The 19591-nt window shown below is 70.1% G+C and carries 19 protein-coding genes; 11 read left to right on the top strand and 8 right to left on the bottom strand.

Annotated features, from left to right (window positions below; all coding sequences use genetic code 11):
- Positions 1-1134, bottom strand: a 1134-nt coding sequence (locus FNH05_RS11455) for a hypothetical protein (protein ID WP_144587331.1), incomplete at its 3' end; no start/stop codon positions are given.
- A gap of 226 nt (positions 1135-1360) precedes the next feature.
- On the opposite strand from FNH05_RS11455, the gene FNH05_RS11450 reads away from it, so the two are divergent.
- Entirely contained in the window at positions 1361-1774 is a 414-nt protein-coding gene (locus tag FNH05_RS11450) for a DUF3151 domain-containing protein (protein ID WP_144587330.1), read from the top strand.
- A gap of 70 nt (positions 1775-1844) precedes the next feature.
- On the opposite strand, the gene FNH05_RS11445 is transcribed toward FNH05_RS11450, so the two are convergent.
- Positions 1845-3056, bottom strand: a complete 1212-nt coding sequence (locus tag FNH05_RS11445) for a lipase family protein (protein WP_144587329.1) — start codon at positions 3054-3056, stop codon at positions 1845-1847.
- A gap of 75 nt (positions 3057-3131) precedes the next feature.
- On the opposite strand from FNH05_RS11445, the gene FNH05_RS11440 reads away from it, so the two are divergent.
- Positions 3132-3779, top strand: a complete 648-nt coding sequence (locus FNH05_RS11440) for a TetR/AcrR family transcriptional regulator (protein WP_144587328.1) — start codon at positions 3132-3134, stop codon at positions 3777-3779.
- A gap of 3 nt (positions 3780-3782) precedes the next feature.
- On the opposite strand, the gene FNH05_RS11435 is transcribed toward FNH05_RS11440, so the two are convergent.
- Complete coding sequence (locus FNH05_RS11435; RefSeq protein WP_186382498.1) at positions 3783-4463, bottom strand: hypothetical protein; 681 nt, start codon at positions 4461-4463, stop codon at positions 3783-3785.
- A gap of 71 nt (positions 4464-4534) precedes the next feature.
- On the opposite strand from FNH05_RS11435, the gene FNH05_RS11430 reads away from it, so the two are divergent.
- Positions 4535-5821: an adenylosuccinate synthase gene (locus FNH05_RS11430; RefSeq protein WP_144587327.1), complete on the top strand. Its 1287-nt coding sequence runs from the start codon at positions 4535-4537 to the stop codon at positions 5819-5821.
- Between the two features lie 69 nt (positions 5822-5890).
- Here FNH05_RS11430 and FNH05_RS11425 read toward each other — a convergent pair whose 3' ends face one another.
- Positions 5891-6388, bottom strand: a complete 498-nt coding sequence (locus FNH05_RS11425) for an OsmC family protein (protein WP_144587326.1) — start codon at positions 6386-6388, stop codon at positions 5891-5893.
- Between the two features lie 124 nt (positions 6389-6512).
- Between FNH05_RS11425 and FNH05_RS11420 the strand changes: the two genes are divergently transcribed.
- Positions 6513-7433, top strand: coding sequence for a TIGR03564 family F420-dependent LLM class oxidoreductase (locus FNH05_RS11420; protein ID WP_144587325.1), 921 nt, complete (start codon positions 6513-6515; stop codon positions 7431-7433).
- On the opposite strand, the gene FNH05_RS11415 is transcribed toward FNH05_RS11420, so the two are convergent.
- The 4 genes from FNH05_RS11415 to FNH05_RS11400 form a co-directional block, all read right to left on the bottom strand.
- Positions 7419-9071, bottom strand: coding sequence for a Na+/H+ antiporter (locus tag FNH05_RS11415; protein WP_144587324.1), 1653 nt, complete (start codon positions 9069-9071; stop codon positions 7419-7421). The two genes, FNH05_RS11420 and FNH05_RS11415, sit on opposite strands and share 15 nt — an antisense overlap.
- A 27-nt stretch (positions 9072-9098) precedes the next feature.
- On the bottom strand, positions 9099-10601 hold the full coding sequence (locus tag FNH05_RS11410; RefSeq protein ID WP_144587323.1) for an amino acid permease: 1503 nt from the start codon (positions 10599-10601) through the stop codon (positions 9099-9101).
- A 142-nt stretch (positions 10602-10743) separates the two neighbouring features.
- Positions 10744-12267 carry a DHA2 family efflux MFS transporter permease subunit gene (locus FNH05_RS11405; RefSeq protein WP_144587322.1) on the bottom strand — a complete coding sequence of 508 codons (1524 nt, stop codon included), beginning with the start codon at positions 12265-12267 and terminating at the stop codon, positions 10744-10746.
- 143 nt (positions 12268-12410) lie between these two features.
- Positions 12411-13460 (bottom strand): glycerophosphodiester phosphodiesterase, encoded by a 1050-nt coding sequence (locus tag FNH05_RS11400; protein WP_425458437.1) that lies wholly within the window; start codon positions 13458-13460, stop codon positions 12411-12413.
- Positions 13461-13629: 169 nt separating this feature from the next.
- On the opposite strand from FNH05_RS11400, the gene purD reads away from it, so the two are divergent.
- From purD to FNH05_RS11365, 7 genes are all read left to right on the top strand, one after another.
- Entirely contained in the window at positions 13630-14889 is a 1260-nt protein-coding gene (gene purD, locus FNH05_RS11395) for a phosphoribosylamine--glycine ligase (RefSeq protein WP_144587321.1), read from the top strand.
- Positions 14890-15007: 118 nt separating this feature from the next.
- Positions 15008-15391 carry a hypothetical protein gene (locus FNH05_RS11390; RefSeq protein WP_144587320.1) on the top strand — a complete coding sequence of 128 codons (384 nt, stop codon included), beginning with the start codon at positions 15008-15010 and terminating at the stop codon, positions 15389-15391.
- Positions 15375-15971, top strand: a complete 597-nt coding sequence (locus FNH05_RS11385; RefSeq protein WP_246127665.1) for a DUF3558 domain-containing protein — start codon at positions 15375-15377, stop codon at positions 15969-15971. Before FNH05_RS11390 ends, FNH05_RS11385 begins: the two co-directional genes overlap by 17 nt.
- On the top strand, positions 15968-17668 hold the full coding sequence (locus FNH05_RS11380; protein WP_144587319.1) for a hypothetical protein: 1701 nt from the start codon (positions 15968-15970) through the stop codon (positions 17666-17668). The genes FNH05_RS11385 and FNH05_RS11380 overlap by 4 nt, the downstream gene beginning before the upstream one ends.
- Before the next feature lie 5 nt (positions 17669-17673).
- Entirely contained in the window at positions 17674-18447 is a 774-nt protein-coding gene (locus FNH05_RS11375) for an ESX secretion-associated protein EspG (protein WP_144587318.1), read from the top strand.
- A gap of 79 nt (positions 18448-18526) precedes the next feature.
- Positions 18527-18877, top strand: a complete 351-nt coding sequence (locus tag FNH05_RS11370) for a hypothetical protein (RefSeq protein ID WP_144587332.1) — start codon at positions 18527-18529, stop codon at positions 18875-18877.
- Positions 18878-18917: 40 nt separating this feature from the next.
- The coding region (locus FNH05_RS11365) for a WXG100 family type VII secretion target (protein WP_186382497.1) at positions 18918-19591 on the top strand (674 nt) is incomplete at its 3' end.

The raw sequence follows: 19591 nt of genomic DNA, 5'->3' as shown, positions 1-19591 counted from the left end.
CCGCCGGCCCGCCAACCACAGTGCGGGCACGGCGAGAAGCACGACCAGCGCCGTCCAGTAGGCGGCGGGCGGCGCCGATTCGGTGTGCGCGTCGCCGAGCAGCCAGGGCCGCAGCTGCGACTGGAGCCACAACGCGCCGTAGCCCAGGCCCGTCACCAGTAGCCCGGTCAGCGCCGCGCGACCGGACGCCGTCCGGCCGAAGCGGGCACCGAGGTCCACCGCGAACCCGACGAACACCAGGTAGAACGGGATCGCGGAGGCGGGGAAGGTGCTCACCACGAGCAGCGGCCAGATCAACGCGCGGTAGGCGACGTAAGCCCCGGCCACCACGGTCGCGGACCACCTCTGGCCCACCGTGTGCCGGACCAGCAGCAGCACCAGCGCCGACATTCCGATGCCCCACAGGGGGTACACCCAGTCCGGGATCGGCATGGTGAAGTGCAGCACCGCGGTGCGGTCCACCGGATGCCCGATCTGCTGGGCGGCGAAGCTCAGCAGCGACGGTTCCGCCTCCGGCGCTCCCCGCTCCCACGCGCGCAGCCCGAGGATGCCGTACTCCTGCTGCTCATTGGGGAAGAACATGTTCTCCAGGAAGAACGCCCAGAGCCCGGTGAGCACGAGGGTGCGCAGCCTGCCGGGCTCGGCGAGCTTGATCCACCCGTCGATCACGCCGGCGAGCATCACCGCGGTGCCGAAGTACAGCAGCAGGTGGGTGGGGCTCCAGGAGGTCAGGTCGAGTCCGTTGATCCGGTGGTTGATCACGTCCAGTGGCGCCGCGATGAGGAACAGGCCCAGCCCCCACTGCATCAGCCGCAGGGAGCGCCGGTCGCAGCCGAGCCCGGTATAGGTGTGGATCATCACCAGCACGATCACGATGCCGGTGCCCACGGTGTTGATCAGGTGCGGTGGCGCGAAGTCGTCGCGGATGAACTTGAAGTGCCATGACACGTCCCAGGACGAGCCGAGCACCTTGAACGTGAACGCGACCAGCCACATGCCGTAGGCGAACCTGAGCACCCAGGGCGGTGTCGGTTGCCCCGGCGCGCCACGGTGCCAGTACAGCTTGAAGAAGAGTTTGGTCTTCGCAACGGGATTTCCCGGAACGACGACGTCCCCCTGGATCGCCTGCGTCATGGGCTCATCATGGCGGTTCACGGTCACGATCGGGACGAGGTCGGAGGAAAACCAGGGTTCACCCTGAGGTGTGAAGAATTTGCCCCGGCCGGGGACGAGACGGCAGTGTGTGCGCCGATGATGCCGAAACGAATGGTCGCCGCTGTCCTGGTCGCCGCGCTCGTGCTGCTCGGCAGCGGGGTGCTCACCAGCTTGTTTTTCTGAACGATCCGGCAGGATGGCGGGTATGACGCACGCCAACCTGCTGGGCCCCGAGCCGACCCGGCTCCCCGAACGCACCGACGCTCAGGCCGCCCTCGACGCCGGAACGGATCCGGCGGAGGTCGCCGCGGAGCATCCGGACTTCAGCGAAGCGTGGGCGGCACTGGCCGAGCGCTCGCTGGAGGCGGGTGAACTGGTCGCCGCGTACGCCTACGCGCGCACCGGCTACCACCGGGGGCTCGACCAGCTTCGCCGCAACGGCTGGAAGGGCTTCGGGCCGATCCCCTGGGAGCACCGCCCGAACCAGGGTTTCCTGCGGGCGCTCGCCACGCTGGCCAAGGCGGCGGGCCGGATCGGGGAAACCGAGGAGTACGAGCGTTGCCGTACCTTCCTCATCGACTCCGACCCGGCCGCGGCCGAGGCGACCGGCCTGGCCTGAGCACTGGCCGTGAAGGGTCCCTTCACGGTCGAAACGACTGTGAAGGGACCCTTCACGGCACTGGCAGGCCCTAGAACGAGCCGCAGTTGCTCGGTACGGCTTGCCCCTGGAACAGCTGGTCCAGCCAGCTGAACGCGAGCGGGGCCCCGGCGACCGCCCCACCGATGTGGGTGGGCACGGAGAGGGTGTCGAACTGGACCGTCGCCCCCTCGGCGCACCAGGCACGAGCCATCGCACGGCCCTGGTCGAACGGCACGATGTCGTCGGCCGAGCTGTGCGCCACCAGCATCGGCACCTTCGGCGGGGTCAGTCCGATGCGCTGCTCCCGCAGCGCCGAGGCGAACGGCTCCTCGCCGAGGTAGGCGGTGAGCGGCCTGCCGTCCGCGGTCAGGTCCGCGGTGCGGGTGAAGGCGTGCTTGAGCAGGGCGTCCGCGGTGCATTCCGTCGCGACCGCCTGCAGCACCTGCTTGCCCTTGTCGTTGAGCAGCGCGGGAACGTTCAGCTCCGGGTAGGAGTAGTTCATGCTCGCCACCGCGAACAGGGTGAAGCCGACCGCGTAGCTGCCGTCGCCGAGGGCGGCCACCGGGCCGAGGTCGGCGGGAACGGCACCGGCGTAGGCGCCCTTCAGCTTCAGCTCCGGTGCGTAGGCGGGCTGCAGTTCGGCCGCCGCGGCCGAGGCGCCGCCGCCCTGCGAGTACCCGGAGATGCCGACGGGACCGTTCGCGGGAAGCCCGGCCTCCGGCAGTCGCTGCGCCGCGCGGATCGCATCGAGCACCGCGTAGCCCTCGGCCTTGCGGTTGACGTAGGTGTGCAGGCCCGGCGTGCCGAGGCCCTCGTAGTCGGTGATCACGATGCCGTAGCCGCGGGAAAGCAGGCCCGCGATGAAGGGCCCCTCGTACTCCAGCCCGGCGGCCATCGCCTTCGACGGCGCGCACTGGTCGCCGAGCCCCTGGGTGCCGGCCGCGTAGCTGATGATCGGGCGTGCCCCCGGACCGGTCCAGGCGGCGGTGGGGGTGAGCACGGTGCCGGTCACCGCGATGGGTGCGCCGTGTTCGTCGGTGCTGCGGTACATGATCCGCTGCGCGCTCGCCGGGGCGGGGATGAGCTTGGCCGGGTCGAGGAAGAACTGGGTGGGCTGGTGACGGATGACGTCGCCACTGCTCCCGGCGGGTAGCGGAGAGGGCGGATCGTAGAAGTCGGCGGCACCCGCGGGCGCGGTGACCGCCAGCGAGACCGCCCCGAGGACCGACGTGAAGATCGCCAAGAACCGCCATCGACGCATGAGACGCCTCTCCGCTCCCCATTGAGCTAATTTCCGACAACAGTGTCGAAAAAAGGATCCAGGTAGGGTGACGCCATGTCAACCCCCGGTAAGCGGGGCCGGGGGCGGCCACGCAAGCTGCCGCTCGACGAGCAGCGCGCGCTGGTGCTCGTCGCGGCCCGCCACGTGTTCGCCACCCACGGTGTGCAGGGAGCAACGATCGAACAGGTCGCACGTTGCGCGGGAGTGACTCGCCAGGCCGTCTACGACCTCTTCGACGACAAGACCGTGCTGTTCGAGCAGACCGTGGCGGACGTGGAGGAACTCGTCTACCGGCACATCGCCGAACTGGGCGTGGACGGTCCCGATCTCGACCTGCCGACCTGGGCCCGCGCCGGGTTCTCGGCCCTGGTCACGCTCGCCGCCGAGTACCCGGACGCGCTGGTCGTACTCAAGCAGGCCGAACGGGCGGGCAACCCGGCCCTCAACCGGCTCCGGACCCGGCTCGCGGAGATCTACACGGCGGCCAGCAGGCGGCGCTGGAACGAACACGGCATCGAGTCCGGCCGCGCCGACCGGGCCCTGGTCGCGATGTGCTTCGCGATGACCGAAGCGCTGGTCGACCTGGCCTGGGAGGGCGATCCGCCCGAGCCCGAGGCGATCATCGACCTGCTCACCGAGTTCACCATCGGCGGTGTTCAGCGCCTCCGGCAGGCACCGGAGATCCTCGCCAGGGTCCGCTGACCGTCAGCCGAGCCCGCGGATCAAGCGCAGATCCTCGGTGTGCCGGTACCAGGTCCAGCGCGTGATGGCGCGCGGGAAGGGCACGCCGTCGGACTGCGGACGCGTGGGCAGGCAGCCGATCTGGAAAGCGCGGCCGGTGAAGGTGACCGGCCGCTTGAACAGCAGCCCCTTCTCGACCCGCACCACCAGCCCCGGTCCACCGTCCCCGTCCGGCGTCACCTCGACGGAGCGAGCGGGACCACGCAACGCGACCTGGTCGTCACAGTATGCGACACCCCGGATCGCGCCGAATGTGCCTCTTCCCACTAAAACGCCGCCGGAGTCGTCGCGGATGAGCGGCACCGGGTCGACTTCGCCCCGCGTCACCAGTGCCAGCGCGCGGGCCGGATCGGTCGGCAGCCCCCACAGCGCCGCCACCGCGGACCCCGGGTCAGATGGCACGAAACCGACCCGGACGGAACCGAGCTTCTCCTTACGCACCAAGCGAACCACCACTGCGGCGAGATCCGCGTCGGTACCCGCGACGACCAGCGTCTCGGTGTCCAGTAGTGGGTCCACCTCGGCCTTGCCGGGGCGCGCCCCGATCCGGTGCACCGCCAGCCCGGCCACCTCCGGCAGTGACGGAGCCGACTCCCCGCAAACCAGTACCTGTCCCCGCACTCCGCGGTCCTCCGTTACGCTCATGCACCGGCATTGCGCCGTGTCCCGCCGGGACACCCGCACCCTAGCTACTCGCCGAATACCAGGAGTGTCACATGCCGGCCATCGTGCTCATCGGCGCCCAGTGGGGCGACGAAGGCAAGGGCAAGGCCACCGACCTGCTCGGCGACCGTGTCCAGTGGGTCGTCCGTTATCAGGGTGGCAACAACGCGGGCCACACGGTCGTGTTGCCGAATGGCGAAAACTTCGCCCTGCACCTCATCCCCTCGGGCATCCTCACCCCCGGGGTCACCAACGTGATCGGCAACGGCGTGGTGGTGGACCCGGGCGTCCTTCTCGAGGAGCTCGACGGACTCGAGAAGCGCGGCGTGGACACCACGCGCCTGCTGATCTCGGCCGACGCGCACCTGATCATGCCGTACCACGTCGCCATCGACAAAGTCACCGAGCGCTACCTCGGCAGCCGCAGGATCGGCACCACCGGGCGCGGGATCGGCCCCTGCTACCAGGACAAGGTGGCGCGCGTCGGGGTCCGCGTGCAGGACCTGCTGGACGAGAAGATCTTCCGGCAGAAGGTCGAAGCCGCCCTCGAGTTCAAGAACCAGGTGCTTGTCAAGGTCTACAACCGCAAGGCGCTCAACGCCGACCAGGTCGCCGACGAGGTGCTGGCCGCCGGTGAGAAGTTCGCGCACCGCATCGCCGACACCCGGCTCAAGCTCAACCAGGCCCTCGAAGCCGGGGAGACGGTCCTGCTGGAGGGCTCGCAGGGCACGTTGCTCGACGTCGACCACGGCACCTACCCGTTCGTGACCTCGTCGAACCCCACCTCGGGCGGGGCGAGCGCGGGCTCGGGCATCGGCCCCGGCCGGATCACCACCGTCCTGGGCATCCTCAAGGCCTACACCACGCGTGTCGGCTCGGGCCCGTTCCCGACGGAGCTGACCGACGAGATGGGCGAGCACCTCCGCAAGGCGGGCGGCGAGTTCGGCGTGACCACCGGGCGGTCCCGCCGCACCGGCTGGTTCGACGCGGTGATCGCCCGGTACGCGGCGCGGGTCAACGGGATCACGGACTTCTTCCTCACCAAGCTCGACGTGCTCTCCGGGCTGGACAAGGTGCCGGTCTGCGTCGGCTACGAGGTCGACGGCGTGCGCACCGACGACATGCCGATGACCCAGACCGACGTGCACCATGCGAAGCCGATCTACGAGGAGCTGCCCGGCTGGTGGGAGGACCTGTCCGACTGCCGCAGCTTCGACGATCTGCCCGCCAACGCCCGTGCGTACGTGGAACGCCTCGAAGAGCTCTCCGGCGCCCGCATTTCCGCCATCGGCGTCGGCCCGGGACGGGACCAGACGATCGTGCGGCACCAGTTCGTGTGACCCGGCCTTTGCTGTGAAGGGTCCCTTCACGGTCGAATCGACTGTGAAGGGACCCTTCACGGGCCTGGCTCAGGCGAGGGTGGTCGAGGTCGGGGTCGGGTTGCGGAACAGGTCCAGCACCGGGCAGTGCTCGTCGACCTGGCGCTTGAGTTCCTCGTAGCGCTCCGCGCTCGCGGGGCCGCCGAGTTCGACGGTGACGCGGACGTCGGTGAAGCCGGGCCGGGTGGTCTCGGAGAACCCGAAGAACCCGTGCAGGTCCAGGTCGCCGTCGACGGTCACCTTGACCGACTCGAGCGGAATGCCGAGCTTGGCCGCCCAGAACTGGTAGGTGATGACCTGGCAGGAGCCGAGCGCGGCGAGCGCGTACTCCACCGGGTTCGCCGCCTTGTCCGTGCCGCCGAGACCGCTCGGCTCGTCCACGGAGAACGAGTGGTCGCGCACCCGGACGTCCACCACGGTCGCCGTCCCGGGCACCAGCGCGTTGTCCACGCTGAAGGACACCGCGGCCTTGGCGGGATCAGCGGCGGCGGCCTGACGGGTTCCTTCGATGACGTCGGTCAGTGACATGGTGCGCTCCTGTGCGGGTGCTCGACGGATGACGCCCCAAAAATGACGGCCGCCGCGGCCGCGCGCGACCCCTCCCAACGGGTGGAACGGGAATTCCGCTTCTCGACGAGGTGTTCGCCACAGCATGAGCATTGGGGTCTCGTTCGCCGCCGCAGAAACCGCCAACTACGTGGACGCCGTGGTCGACCAGGCCCGGCAAGCCGCCGAGCTCGGCGTGCGGTCGGCCTGGTTCGGGCAGCGCATGAACTACGACTCGCCCGGTCTCGCGGCCGTGGTCGGACGCGAGGTGCCCGGGCTGACCGTCGGCACCTCCGCCATCCCGATCTTCGGCCGCCATCCGCTCCTGGTCGCCGCGCAGGCCCAGACCACGCAGGCCGCCACGCACGGCCGCTACCACCTCGGTCTCGCGCTGGGCTCGAAGTTCACCGCCGACGACTCGCTCGGCATCCCGTTCGCCCGGCCGATCGCCATGCTGCGCGAGTTCCTGACCGCGCTGCGGACCCTGCTGGAGACCGGCACGGCCGACTTCCACGGCGAGTTGCTGACCGCCTCCCCGGTCATGCCGGTCTCACTGCCGGGCGCGCGGCCGCCGGTGCCGGTGCTGGTCGCCGCGATGGGGCCGCAGGCGCTGCGCGTCACCGGTGAACTCGCCGACGGCGCGCTGCCGTACCTGGCCGGGCCGAGAGCACTGGGCGAACACATCGTGCCCGCGCTCACCAAGGCCGCGCCGAAACCACCGCGGGTGGTCGCGTTCGTGCCCGGGGTGGTGACCTCCGACGTGGCGGCCGTGCGCGAAAAGGCCGGGCGGGAACTGGCTTTCTACGAGCAGGTGCCCTCGTACCGCCGGGTGATCGAACTGGAGGGCGCGACGCGGGCGGCCGAACTCGCCCTGATCGGCGACGAGGAGACGGTCGCCGACGGGATCCGGCGCTACTTCGACGCGGGCGCGACCGAGGTCGTGCTCACCTCTACCGACCTGGGCGGGGAGGCCGACCAGCGGCGCACCTGGAAGCTGCTCGGTGAGTTGAATTCAGCTCACGCGTGACGTGAGCGTGTCGGACAGGGCAAGCTCTTCGAGGTCGAGTTCCCGCAGCACCTTGCGGAGCACGTCGTCGTCCAGTTCGCCCTGTTCCCGGCAGCGGAGGACGGCCTCACGCTGGGACAGCAGGAGTTGGCGGCGGGCTTCGAAGAACGCCGTGTGGGGGCTCGTCTCGCGTTCCTCCGCGGACAGGGAGATGGCGGCCACCACACCCTGGTACCGCGATTCCACGAGCCCCCGCAGCCGCAGCGCGAGGCGCTCCGCGCGTTCCGGCGATATGTCCACTTTGGCCAGCAGTTCGGGCATCAGCTCGTCGAGGCGTTTGAGCGCCGCGTGCATCGCGGCCTCCCGGGCCGCCAGCTCCTCGGCCTCGTCCCGCTCGGCCTCCGCCTCACTCGACACGTGCAGCCGCCGGATCAGCGAAGGCAGGGTCAGCCCCTGTACGAGCAGGGTGCCGATCGCGACGAAGAAGGCGAACAGCTGGATCTCCGCCCGTCCCGGGAACGGCTGGCCGGTGTGCGTCACCAGCGGCACACCGGTCGCCGCGGCCAGCGTGACCACCCCCCGCATACCCGTCCACGACAGCACCAGGAAGTAGCGCCACGACGGCCGGCTGGGCTCGCGGCCGAACAGCCGCAGTGCCTGCGGCAGCGCCCCGGTGAGGAACACGTACGGAATGCGGACCCCGATCGTCACGCCCAGCAGGGCGAGCGCGATGAGCAGCAGCGTCACGTTGTCCGAGGGGGAGGCGCGCAGGTTTTCCACCACGAACGGCAGTTGCAGGCCCATCAGCGCGAACACCAGCGTTTCCAGCAGCACGTCCAGCGTCGCCCAGATCGACGAGTCCTGTATGCGCGTCGCGGACCCGGCGTGCAGGGAATGGTTGCCAAGGTAGAGCCCGGCGGTCACGACCGCGAGCACCCCGGACCCGCTGAAGTCCGGCGAGAAGGGGTGCACCTGCTCGGCGACGACGTAGACGGCGAACGGCACGATGATCCCGAACACCGACTCCATCAGCGGATCGTTGAGCCGGCGGCGGAGGTAGCCGATCAGAATTCCGGAGAGCAGGCCGACCCCGATTCCGGCCACGGCGGCCACCGCGAAGATCAGGAAGCCGTGCCCGACCGACCCGGCCGTGCCCAGCACCGCGGCCAGCGCGATGCGGTACAGCGTCAGCGCCGCCGCGTCGTTCACCAGGCTCTCACCGGTGAGCACGGTGGTGAGACGGCGCGGGAGGCCGAGCCTTCGGCCCACCGCGACCGCCGCCACCGCGTCCGGCGGGGCGACCACCGCGCCCAGCACCATCGCCGAGGCGAGCGGGAGCTGCGGCAGCAGCAGGTGCGCGACCAGCCCCACCACCACCGCGGTGACCACGACCAGGATCACCCCGAGCGCGACGATCGGTCTGATCACCGCGCGGAACTGTTCGAACGAACTGTTCAGCGCCGTCGAGTAGAGCAGCGGCGGCAGCACCAGGGTGAGGATCAGTTCCGGGTCGAGCTCGATGCGCGGCACACCGGGCACGAAGGACACCGCCAGCGCCACCACCACGATCAGCAGCGGCGCCGACAGGTTGAACCGGCGGGCCAGCGCGGTGAGGCCGAGTGCGCAGCCCAGCACCACCATCAGGGTCAGCTGCTCCATGCCCCGATCCTGGTGCAGCGGGCACGATCACACCGCCCGGAGATCCTCCTCGACCGCTTCGAGCTCCTCCGCCGTGCCCTGCACCTTGGGGCCGGTGAACCACTTCCTGGCCGAAAGCACCCACCACAGCGTCGCCCCGCCGAGCACCACCAGGAACGCGACCGGCGTGTAGTTGAAGTTCCCGACGGTGACCGGGGAGGCCTGCGGCAGCATGAACAGGACGAAGATCAGCACCACCCACACCGTGGCGACGATGCCGATCGGCCTGCCCCAGCGGCCGAGGTGCCACGGTCCGCGTTCGAAGGCGTCGCCCTTGCGAACCCGCAGGAACACCGGGATCACGTAGGCCACGTAAAGGCCGACGGTGGCGATGGAGGTGACCGCGGCATAGGCGGTCGCGCTCCACAGGTAGGGCAGCGCGAGGACCAACGCGCCGACCGCGGCGAGCCACACCGAGTTGGTGGGCGTGCGGGTGCGTTTGTTGATGCGGTGCCACCAGCCGGATCCGGGGATCGCGCCGTCCCGGGCGAAGGCGTAGATCATCCGGGAGTTTGCGGTGACCGAGGCCATCCCGCAGAACAGTTGTGCGCCGATCGCGATGAGCAGCAGGAACTTGCCGGTGGTCGCGCCGGCCGCGTCGATGAAGATCTGTGCCGGGGGCACCCCGGTTTTGGTGCCGACCGCGCCGTCGTAGTCCTGGATCGCGAAGGTCAGCCCGATCAGCAACACCCAGCCCGCCGCCAGTGACACCAGGATGGAGTTCACGATTCCGCGCGGTCCCGCGGTCGAGGCGTTCTTGGTCTCCTCCGTCATGTGCGCCGAGGCGTCGTACCCGGTCAACGTGTACTGGGCGACGAGCAGGCCGAGCGCGAAGACGTACGGCGTGGAACCCCAGCCGGTGTTGTTGACGAAATGCCCGAAAACGAAGGACGCGGACTGGTGCTTGGCGGGGACGAACACCAGTACCCCGACGATCACCAGCACGCCGAGCAGGTGCCACCACACGCTGACGCCGTTGAGCACGGCCACCAGGCGCACGCCGAAGGTGTTCAGCAGCCCGTGCACGGCGAGGATGATCGCCAGCAGCAGGATCGTGTGCCCGGGCGTGGCGGCGAAACCGAACTGCAGCTCGAGGAAGGCGTTGAGGAACAGCGCGGCGCCGAAGTCGATGCCCGCGGTGACCGCGACCTGCCCGATCAGGTTGAACCAGCCGGTGAACCACGACCAGGCCGCCCCACCGGATGGCGCGAGCTTGGCGGCCCAGTAGTAGAGCCCGCCCGCGGTCGGGTAGCTGGAACAGACCTCGGCCATGCCGAGCCCGACCAGGATGACGAACAGGCCGACCAGTGGCCAGCCCCAGACCATGGCGGCGGGGCCGCCCGTGTTGAGCCCGAAGCCGTAGAGGGTCAGGCAGCCCGACAGGATCGAAATGATGGTGAACGAGACGGCGAAGTTGGAGAACGCCGACATGGTCCGTCTGAGTTCCTGGGCGTAACCGAGTTGGTGCAGGCGAGCGCTGTCTTCATCCATCGCTACCCCAAAGGTCTGCAATTGTTCCATTGCGGGTCCGCAGAAAGTAGCCCGGCCGGAACAGCAGGTCAAGGGGCCCAGGACGAAGAAAAACCCCCGTCACGCGGCGGTAACGGGGGCCTTCAGCCGGGAACGAGCGCGACTAGACGTGGACCGGGGCCGCCTCGCGGGCATCGGCGTGCACCGGCGGCCGCTTGGGCAGGAACAGCGCCGGGACGAAGCACACCGCCATCAGCACCAGTGCCCACAGGAAGGTCGACGCGAACGCGCCGGACGCCAGCGTCGCCGCGGCGTCGTGGCTCTGCGGGTTCCCCAGTGCCACGGTCGCGGCCACCTGCCCCTGACTGGTCGGCACGCCGAACTTCCCCGCCAGCAGGCTCGCCAGGATGATCGACATCACCGCGGACCCGATCGCGCCCGCGGTCTGCTGCACGATGTTCATCGCGGTCGACGCCCTCGCGACCGAACGCTGGGTCAGCGTCTGCAGGGCCGCCGTGTTGATCGGCATCATCGTGCAGCCCATGCCGAGGCCCATCACGAACAGCCCGGCCATCAGCAGCGGGTAGGAGGTGTTCGCGCCGACCCCGGTGAACACCGCCACCCCGGCGACGATCAGCACCAGCCCGGGCAGCACGACCTTGCGCGCGCCGATCCGGTCGACCAGCCGCCCCGCGACGGGCATGGTGAGCATCGCGCCGAGCCCCTGCGGGGCGAGCAGCAGACCGGCGTGCAACGCCGATTCGCCGCGCACCAGCAGGAAGTAGGTGGGCAGCACCAGCATCGCGCCGAGGAAGGCCACCATGAACAGGCTCATCGTGATCATCGCGATGGTGAAGGTGCGGTCGGCGAACAGCTTCACGTCCACCAACGGGTTCGCCACCCTGGTCGCCCTGATCACGAAGGAGGCCATCAGCACGAGCCCGACCAGCGCGGGCAGCAACACGCGGACCGAGCCGAACCCGCCCTCCTGCGGGATCCGGGACACACCGAAGATCAGCAGCGCCAGGCCGGGCGACAGCATGAGCATGCCCAGCAGGTCCAGCCGTTCGGTGGGCCGCGGCTCGTCCTTCGGCAGCACGCGCCAGGCGGTCAGCAGCGCCACCAGCCCGAGCGGCACGTTGATGTAGAAGATCCAGCGCCAGCTCACCGCGTCGACCAGGTACCCGCCGAGGATCGGCCCGCCGATCGGGCCGAGCAGCATCGGCACCCCGAGCACGGCCATCACGCGCCCGACGCGGTGCGGCCCCGCCGCCTTCGTCATGATCGTCATCCCGGCGGGGACCAGCATGCCGCCACCGAGGCCCTGTACCACGCGGAACGCGATGAGGGACTCGATGTTCCACGCCATTCCGGCGAGCATCGAACCGACCAGGAACAGCACGATGGACAGCAGGTACAGGCGTTTCGTGCCGAACCGGTCGGAGGCCCAGCCGGTGACCGGGATCACCGTGGCCAGCGCCAGCATGTAGCCGGTGACCACCCACTGGATGGTGTCGAACGAGGTCGAGAACTGGAGGCTCAGCGCCTGCAGCGCGACGTTCACGACCGTGGTGTCCAGAATGGCCATCACGGCGCCGAGCACGACCACGCCGGCGACCTTGAGCACGGCGGCGTCGAGCCTGTCCGAACCGGCAGGGTGGAGTTTGTCAGGTTCAGCGGTAGTCATCGGGTCCGTTTCCGTGGAAGTGAGAGCAGACGGCGACCGAAGAAGTGCACCCCCGCGCCCCCCTCGACCCGCCGTTGACGCTATCGAAACGGGAAAAGCGGACGCTACCGGTTTTCGCCTAAAGCGGATATCAGCGGATCGCGCTACGAACCGGTCACGGCGAGCAACGCCGTGTCGGGCTGGTCGGCGAACAGCCCGTCGATACCGGTGGCGAGAAAGACGGACTCCTCGGAAAAGATGCTCCCCCAGGCGGCGGGATCGGCGGACGAACGGAACTCGACCGGCAGGAACGAGTTCTCGTTGCGGAAGGTGTAAGGGATCACCAGCAGGCCCGCCTCGTGCGCGTCGTGCACCAGCGCGGCCGGGCTCGCCAGGTTTCCGTCCGGATCCCGTGGAATCACCTGGTTCTTGTCCGGCCCCAGGTAGGCCGCGTACTCGGCGATCTCGGCCAAGCCCGCGGGGGTGACCAGGTCGGCATAGGTCCGCACGTCGCCGGTTGCCGCGAAATCGGCGGGAGCACCGTCCGAAGAGGTCAGTTGCAGCAGTGGAACGAGTACCTGTTCGCTGAGCCGGCGGAGATTGGCGACCTCGAACGACTGGATCACCACGGGGGCGTCCACTCGGTTGAGCCCGTTGCGCTCCAGCAGTTCGACCAGTTTCGGCTCCACCGGATTGCCGATCGAGGAGAAGTACGTGGAGTGCTTCACCTCGGGATAGGTGCCCAGGGTGCGGTTCAGCTCGCGGCCGAGCCGCACGGTCAGGTCCAGCACCTCCTGGTAGGTGACGATCGGCCACCGTCCGTTGTAGATGGTGTTGTCGGGGCGCAGCTTCGGGATGCGCTCGACCGTCCGCAGCGTCTTGAGCTCTTCGAGCGTGAAGTCCTCGGTGAACCAGCCGGTCAGCTCGACCCCGTCGACCACCTTCGTGGTCCTCCGCGAGCGGAACTCCGGACGGCGGGCCACGTCGGTGGTCCCCCCGATCTCGTTTTCGTGCCGGGCCACCAGATGCCCGTCCGCGGTCGGGACCAGGTCCACGTCCACCCAGCTCACTCCCTGCCGGAACGCCAGTTCGTAGGAGCCGAGGGTGTGTTCGGGACGGTGACCCGGCGCACCGCGGTGGCCGACGACCACGGGGAGGACCCCGGACGCGAGGGCCGCGGGCGCGACCGGGACGGGCAGGGCGAGGCTGGACAGGATCAACACCACCAGTCGGGTCCGGGTGATCGACAACCTTCGTCGGGAAGGAAATCGCGGTCCGAGTCACTCTCACGCCCGCGGACATCCGGCACGACAAAATGGATCGACGGCATCCTGACGGATGGGTAAACGGAACGTGCGATGCGCCCCCGGTTAGGCTCGGTGTGTGCGTGTCCTGGTTGTCGGGTCCGGAGCCCGTGAACATGCCCTCGTCCTCGCGGCCGCCCATGACCCGGCGGTGACCGCGCTCGCCTGCGCGCCCGGCAACGCCGGGACAGCGGGCGTGGCCGAACAGCTCGGCGTCGACGCGGGCGATCCCACCGCGGTCGCCGAACTCGCCACCGGCTGGCGGGCGGACCTCGTGGTGATCGGCCCCGAAGTCCCGCTGGTCGCCGGGGCCGCCGACGCCGTGCGCAAGGCGGGCATCCCCTGTTTCGGGCCGTCGGCCGCGGCCGCCAGGATCGAGGGTTCCAAATCGTTCGCGAAGGACGTGATGGCGGCCGCGAAGGTGGCCACCGCGCACAGCGAAACCGTGGACAACCCGGCGCGGCTCGACGCGGCGCTGGCCCGCTTCGGCCCCACCTGGGTGGTCAAGGACGACGGCCTCGCCGCGGGCAAGGGCGTGGTGGTGACCTCGGACTACGACGCCGCGCGCGCCCATGCGATGACCCTGCTCGACGGCGGGCACCCGGTGCTTCTGGAATCCTTTTTGGAGGGTCCGGAGGTCTCGCTGTTCTGCCTGGTGGACGACCGGACGGTGCGGCCGCTGCTGCCCGCGCAGGACTTCAAGCGCGTCGGTGACGGCGACACCGGGCCCAACACCGGCGGAATGGGTGCCTACGCCCCGCTGCCGTGGGCGCCGGAGGGCCTGACCGAACGCATCGCGGCCGAGATCGTGCAGCCCGTGGTCGACGAACTCGCGGCCCGCGGCACCCCGTTCAACGGCCTGCTGTACGCGGGACTCGTGCTCACCGCGGACGGCCCGCAGGTGATCGAGTTCAACTGCCGCTTCGGCGACCCGGAGACCCAGGTCGTACTGGCCCTGCTCGCCAGTCCGCTGGCGACGCTGCTGCACGCGGTGGCCACCGGCACGCTGGCCGGGCAGCCGCCGCTCGAATGGCATCCGGGCGCCGCGGTCACCGTGGTGGTCGCCGCCGACGGCTACCCGGGTGTCCCGCGTGCCGGGGACGTGATCACCGGCGCCGAGGCCGAAGGCGTGCTGCACGCCGGTACCCGCCGCCGGGACGACGGCGCCGTCGTGTCGCACGGCGGCCGCGTGCTGTCCGTGGTGGGCACCGGTCCCGACCTGGCCGCCGCGCGCGAGCAGGCGTACGAGCGGGTGGCCAAGGTGCACCTGGCGGGTTCGCACCACCGCAAGGACATCGCGCTGCGCGCGATCCAGGGGGAGATCTCCGTTCCCGGCTGAACCGGCAACCGGCGGGAACCCTGGTCACGGCTCGTCGAAACTCAGCCCGTTGTCACACGCACGTTGGTAGCCTGCTTAGGAACTGGTCGGCTACCGTCCGTACCCGGGGGTGCGCAGCATGGCAGAGAACACCGTGAGCGCGTTGAGCACGACCGTCCCCTCCGTTCCGGGGGCGATGGACATCCAGGTCGAGCCGGACAAGGTGGCCCAGGTCGCCAGGATCGTCAACGATCAGGCCGACGCGCTCGACGACAAGATCCACCAGCTGCTACTGGAACTGAGCATCGACGCGCCCGCCGGGGACGTGGTGAGCGCCACCGCGGCGGACGCCTGGAACCGCCTCATCGCCCGCGGTGAGGATTCCTACGCGGGCCGGGTGATGAACTACCTGCAGCAGTTGCGCGCTCTCGCCCGGCAGCTCCGCACCGCGGCGGACACCTACCAGCTCGGCGAGGACGAGAAGATCACGGCCTTCGGGGACCGCCGTGACCACCAGAACTAGCGCACTGACCGCGGGGGTGCTGGCGATGATCACCCTCGGCGGCTGCACCTCGACGAACGACCCGGCTCCGGACGGCTCGGTACCTTCGCCGAGGGGTTCCGGCGACCCCGGCCTGCCGCCCCGCGCCCGCGAGGTGTCCGTGCGGGGGGTCGATCCGTGCAGCCTGCTCACCACCGAGCAGCTGAACCGGCTGAAGGAGAACGGCATCCCCCGGCTGCTGCCGGAGGACACCCGCCGGGACGGGCCCACCTGCGCGTTCGACGTGGACGCCACCACGCCGAGCTACACCTACTACCTCGAAGTGATCGCCACCGCGGATCTGCGCGACTGGACCGAGGGCGGCCACTTCAAGGCGAGTGCGACGAGGGAGCCGGTGAACGTGCCCGGTTTCCCCGCGCTGATCCACTACGCGCCGAGTCGCGGCGTGCCGGACTGCGAAACCCTGGTGGGGGTCGCCGAAGGCCAGACGCTGCGGGCCGAGACGGCGCCGGACGGCAACACCTTCACTCGGCAACAGCTCTGCGACATGTCCACCACGGTGGCGAAGATGGCCGTCGAGACCTTGGAGACATTCCGATGATCACCTTCGACAGCAGCCGCTACGACATCACGACACTGATCGAGAAGCTGCGCGACCAGCGTTTCGACGGCTACGACCCGGAATCCCTCGCCCAGGAGGTGGAGAAGTTCCGGGGCGGCGGCGGCACGGCCAGCATGGGCAACGCGGTCGCCGCGCTGAAGAAGGTGGCGATCGCGCTCGGAGAGACCGACACCACACTGCGCCGCCAGCTGGCCACGCTCGGCGTGGAGTGGCAGAGCAAGGCGGGCGGGCAGGCCGGTTCCGTGCTCGCCGGGCAGGCCGGATTCTCCGGCGAGGCCAACCAGAAGGTCACCCAGGCCGCCGAGCTGATCTTCGAGCAGGGTGAGGCGTTCAACCGGACCAGGAACAAGCTGCCCGACCCCGAAGCGCTGCGGCAGGGCGGTGACGGCTTCTCCGCCGGCGACGGCCTGTTCAGCCTGTTCGGCTTCGAAACCGACCATGCCAAGGCCGTGAAGGCGAACCTGGAGGCGAAGGCGCAGGCCGTGGACGCGCTCAACGCCTACGCCCACGACACCGGCGACTTCCTGGCCTCGTCGCAACCGGTGGCGGCGCCGCCGGAGACGATGGATCTGGCCGCGCCGGGCAGTGCGGCCGCGGCGGTGACGGGCCCGCCGATCACCCCCGTCCCCCCGGCACCGCAGGTGCCGTCGGTGCCCTCGGGTCCGGACACCGCGCCGACGCAGGCGGCGAGCGCACCCGTGACGCCGGTGCGGACCGCACCAGTGCACGTCCCGCCGGTGTCCGCCCCGGCGGCGTCCGTGGTGCACGACGTACCGACTCCACCGGCGATGGTCGCGGCGGCCGGCCTTGCCGGTGCGGACACCTCGACCACCGCCCAGCACGTCACGCTGCCCAGTTCGGTGCCCGCGCCGAGCGACGAGACCAGCACCACCGGCGGCACGAACACCGGATACGGCCGGTCGAACGCCTACGACGGGAGCCGGTCCACGTCCGGCCCGACCCAGACGGTCACCGGAGAACCGCTGGGCGGCGGCCCGGGTGGTACGAGCGGTACGAACGGCTTGGTGGACGGCAGGACGGCGACCGGCGCCGGCCCGGAGGGCGGACGTTCCGGCGTCTGGGGCCAGCCCGGCGGCAACGCCGCCTGGGGCCAGCAGCCCGGGGGCGGCGCGAACTCCGGCCAGAACTTCGGCCAGCCCGCAGGCGGAGCGGGCGAAGGCCTGAACCGACCCGGTGGGGGCGCCGAAGGGCTGGCCAAGGGCAAGATGGTCGGGTCCGCCCCGGTCAATCCGACCAGCTCCGGCCTCGGCCCCGGGTTCACCGCGACGCGCGCGGTCGGCGGTGTCGGCGGCCTCGCCGAAGCGGTACCGGCGATCGGCGCCGCGGGTGCGGGCGGCGTGGTCGGCGGCGAGAACGAGCGCCAGGGCGGGCGCGGCCGGGGCAGGCAGGGCGACCAGGCAGGCAAGCGCGTCCGGCAGTTGCCGGTCGGCGACCTGCCCGAGGAGGCGGAGGCCGAGCGGGTGCGCAAGGCCGCCCCCGCACCGCCGAGCCGGGAGCGCACCCGGGCCATCCTCGAACCGGCGGCCACCCAGGACGGTGAGGAGGACGCCGCGCACGTCCGGCGCTACGGCATCGACGACAAGGACCTGTTCACCGATCCGCGCGAGGTCTCACCCGACCTCATCGGAGACAAGGAACTGCCGGAAGACCGCTGAGCGCCGTGAACGAGCCGAACGACAGCATCGTGCTGTCCACCCTGGAATTCGACGTGCTGTGGGAGGCCGAACGGCTGCCGCCCGCGCATCCCGCGCTGCGGGTGCCCAGCCCCGGCCGGACGCACAGCGAGCGGCGGGCCCTCGTCGAGCAGGCCTGGGAATCGCTGGCCGAGCGGCGGCTCGCCCGCGGCAAGCGCGTCTCGGGCGAGTTGATGGACCAGCTGCACCTGCTGGCCAGTCCGAGGGTCGGCATCGACATCTGGGTCTGGACGGATCGCCAGATCAAGGGGCTCGCGGTGAGCACCGGCAGCCAGGCCCTGCTCGGCGTCGTCGACCGCGACGAGGTGTGGCTGATCCCGGCGCGCGACACTTCGCTGCCGGAGTCGGCCGTGTCCGTGGCCGGTGAGCTGCCCGCCGGGATCGGTCACTCGGTCAGCGCTCCCCACGCGGTGGTCCGCGCCGCCGACGCGGCCGCGAAGGGCGATCCGAAGGCCCTGGTCACGGCGCTGGAGGACCGCGGAGTGGTGCTCTGGCAGGCACAGGAGCTGGCCGGGATGCTGGTGGGGATGACCACGCGCGGCCAGTTCGGGGTCGAACGTGCCGGCCGGGACGGGGTGACCCGGCGGGCGGACCGGGTGATCGCCTTCCACGACACCGACGCCGGGCGCTACCTGGTGCAGGTGTCGCCCAACAGCGACGGCCAGGCCTGGGTCACCGTGGCGCCCGCCGACAACCAGTTGCTGGCGAACCGGATCTGGGAATTGCTCGACGAGGTCTGACCGCGGCGGTGCTAGAAATAGCGGGAACCGCCGGTGGGGGACAGTGCGTCGGAATGGCGGAGCGAGCTTGGCGAAGGGGATGACGAGGGTGGCGCAAAGCGATCCGGACTCACTGGAGCACGTGGCAGGCAAGGTCGAGGTGCTGCACGACCACTTCAAGGACGCCAAGAGCAAGATGACCGGCATCGCCGGGCAGAACCCGTTCGGCGATATCAGGCATCCGGACAACCGCCCCGGCGAACATCCGTCGGAGGCCGCGGTGACCACGCTGCACTCGTTCCGGGACCGGATGCACGGCCAGTTCGACGCGGCCGCCGAGCTGATGAAGTCGACCGGCGGGGCGTTGCGGGAGGCTGCCCGCGCACTGCGCGAGACCGAAGAGGCCGCGAAGGACAGTCTCACCGTCAAGGACGACAGTCTGCAGGTCTGACAGGTCTGACCGGCCTTCTTCTTCACATCTGGGGGACACCATGAGCGCCACGGCCGAATTCCCACCCAACTGGCCCGACGTCGAAGCCAAGACCAAGCAGGTGGAAAACGTCCGCCCCTCGACGATCCAGGGGGTGGCGGACCAGTTCCGCCAGGCGTCGAAGGATTCCGCGGACCACACCGTCGCGCTGCGCAACGCGACCGCGGCGCTCGGCGGGGGCACCTGGTCCGGTCCGCAGGCGGACGCGTTCTTCGACTACGTGAAGAAGATCGGGGACGCGGGACAGAAGGTGAACGACCACCTCGACGAGGTGGCGAACGAACTCGGCAACCTCCAGGCCTTCCTCGACCGCACCCAGAAAGAGGTGCAGCAGCTCCACGACGACGCGCACAACAAGATCGACGCGGCGAACCGGCAGGCGCAGTCCGCCGCCGACGCCGCGCAGGCCCAGATCGACGCGGTCAACGCGCACCGGGACGGCGCGACGATGCCGGCGCAGACGCCCGACGCGATCATCGCGCAGAACCTGCAGAACACCACCGCGATCGCCGACGACGCGAAGAGCCAGATCGAAAGCAAGCTCAACGCGGCGAACCAGGAGATCCAGCGCGTGATGCAGCTGGTGCAGAAGGACGTCGAAGGCGGCTACTCCTCGGTGCCCCCGCTCGGCACCGCACCGGCCGCCATGCAGAGCACCGGCGGGCTGTACGGCGG

The organism is Amycolatopsis rhizosphaerae, from assembly GCF_007713715.1.
Classification (GTDB): domain Bacteria; phylum Actinomycetota; class Actinomycetes; order Mycobacteriales; family Pseudonocardiaceae; genus Amycolatopsis_E; species Amycolatopsis_E rhizosphaerae.
The sequence above is the reverse complement of the archived record's forward strand: the minus strand, read 5'-3'. Positions and strand labels throughout refer to the sequence as shown.

Excerpts from the sequence above, each read along its gene's own strand:
- FNH05_RS11450 (WP_144587330.1), top strand. The coding sequence starts at position 1,361 with ATGACGCACGCCAACCTGCTGGGCCCCGAGCCGACCCGGCTCCCCGAA.
- FNH05_RS11445 (WP_144587329.1), bottom strand. The coding sequence starts at position 3,056 with ATGCGTCGATGGCGGTTCTTGGCGATCTTCACGTCGGTCCTCGGGGCG.
- FNH05_RS11440 (WP_144587328.1), top strand. The coding sequence starts at position 3,132 with ATGTCAACCCCCGGTAAGCGGGGCCGGGGGCGGCCACGCAAGCTGCCG.
- FNH05_RS11435 (WP_186382498.1), bottom strand. The coding sequence starts at position 4,463 with ATGAGCGTAACGGAGGACCGCGGAGTGCGGGGACAGGTACTGGTTTGC.
- FNH05_RS11430 (WP_144587327.1), top strand. The coding sequence starts at position 4,535 with ATGCCGGCCATCGTGCTCATCGGCGCCCAGTGGGGCGACGAAGGCAAG.
- FNH05_RS11425 (WP_144587326.1), bottom strand. The coding sequence starts at position 6,388 with ATGTCACTGACCGACGTCATCGAAGGAACCCGTCAGGCCGCCGCCGCT.
- FNH05_RS11420 (WP_144587325.1), top strand. The coding sequence starts at position 6,513 with ATGAGCATTGGGGTCTCGTTCGCCGCCGCAGAAACCGCCAACTACGTG.
- FNH05_RS11415 (WP_144587324.1), bottom strand. The coding sequence starts at position 9,071 with ATGGAGCAGCTGACCCTGATGGTGGTGCTGGGCTGCGCACTCGGCCTC.
- FNH05_RS11410 (WP_144587323.1), bottom strand. The coding sequence starts at position 10,601 with ATGGATGAAGACAGCGCTCGCCTGCACCAACTCGGTTACGCCCAGGAA.
- FNH05_RS11405 (WP_144587322.1), bottom strand. The coding sequence starts at position 12,267 with ATGACTACCGCTGAACCTGACAAACTCCACCCTGCCGGTTCGGACAGG.
- FNH05_RS11390 (WP_144587320.1), top strand. The coding sequence starts at position 15,008 with ATGGCAGAGAACACCGTGAGCGCGTTGAGCACGACCGTCCCCTCCGTT.
- FNH05_RS11380 (WP_144587319.1), top strand. The coding sequence starts at position 15,968 with ATGATCACCTTCGACAGCAGCCGCTACGACATCACGACACTGATCGAG.
- FNH05_RS11370 (WP_144587332.1), top strand. The coding sequence starts at position 18,527 with ATGACGAGGGTGGCGCAAAGCGATCCGGACTCACTGGAGCACGTGGCA.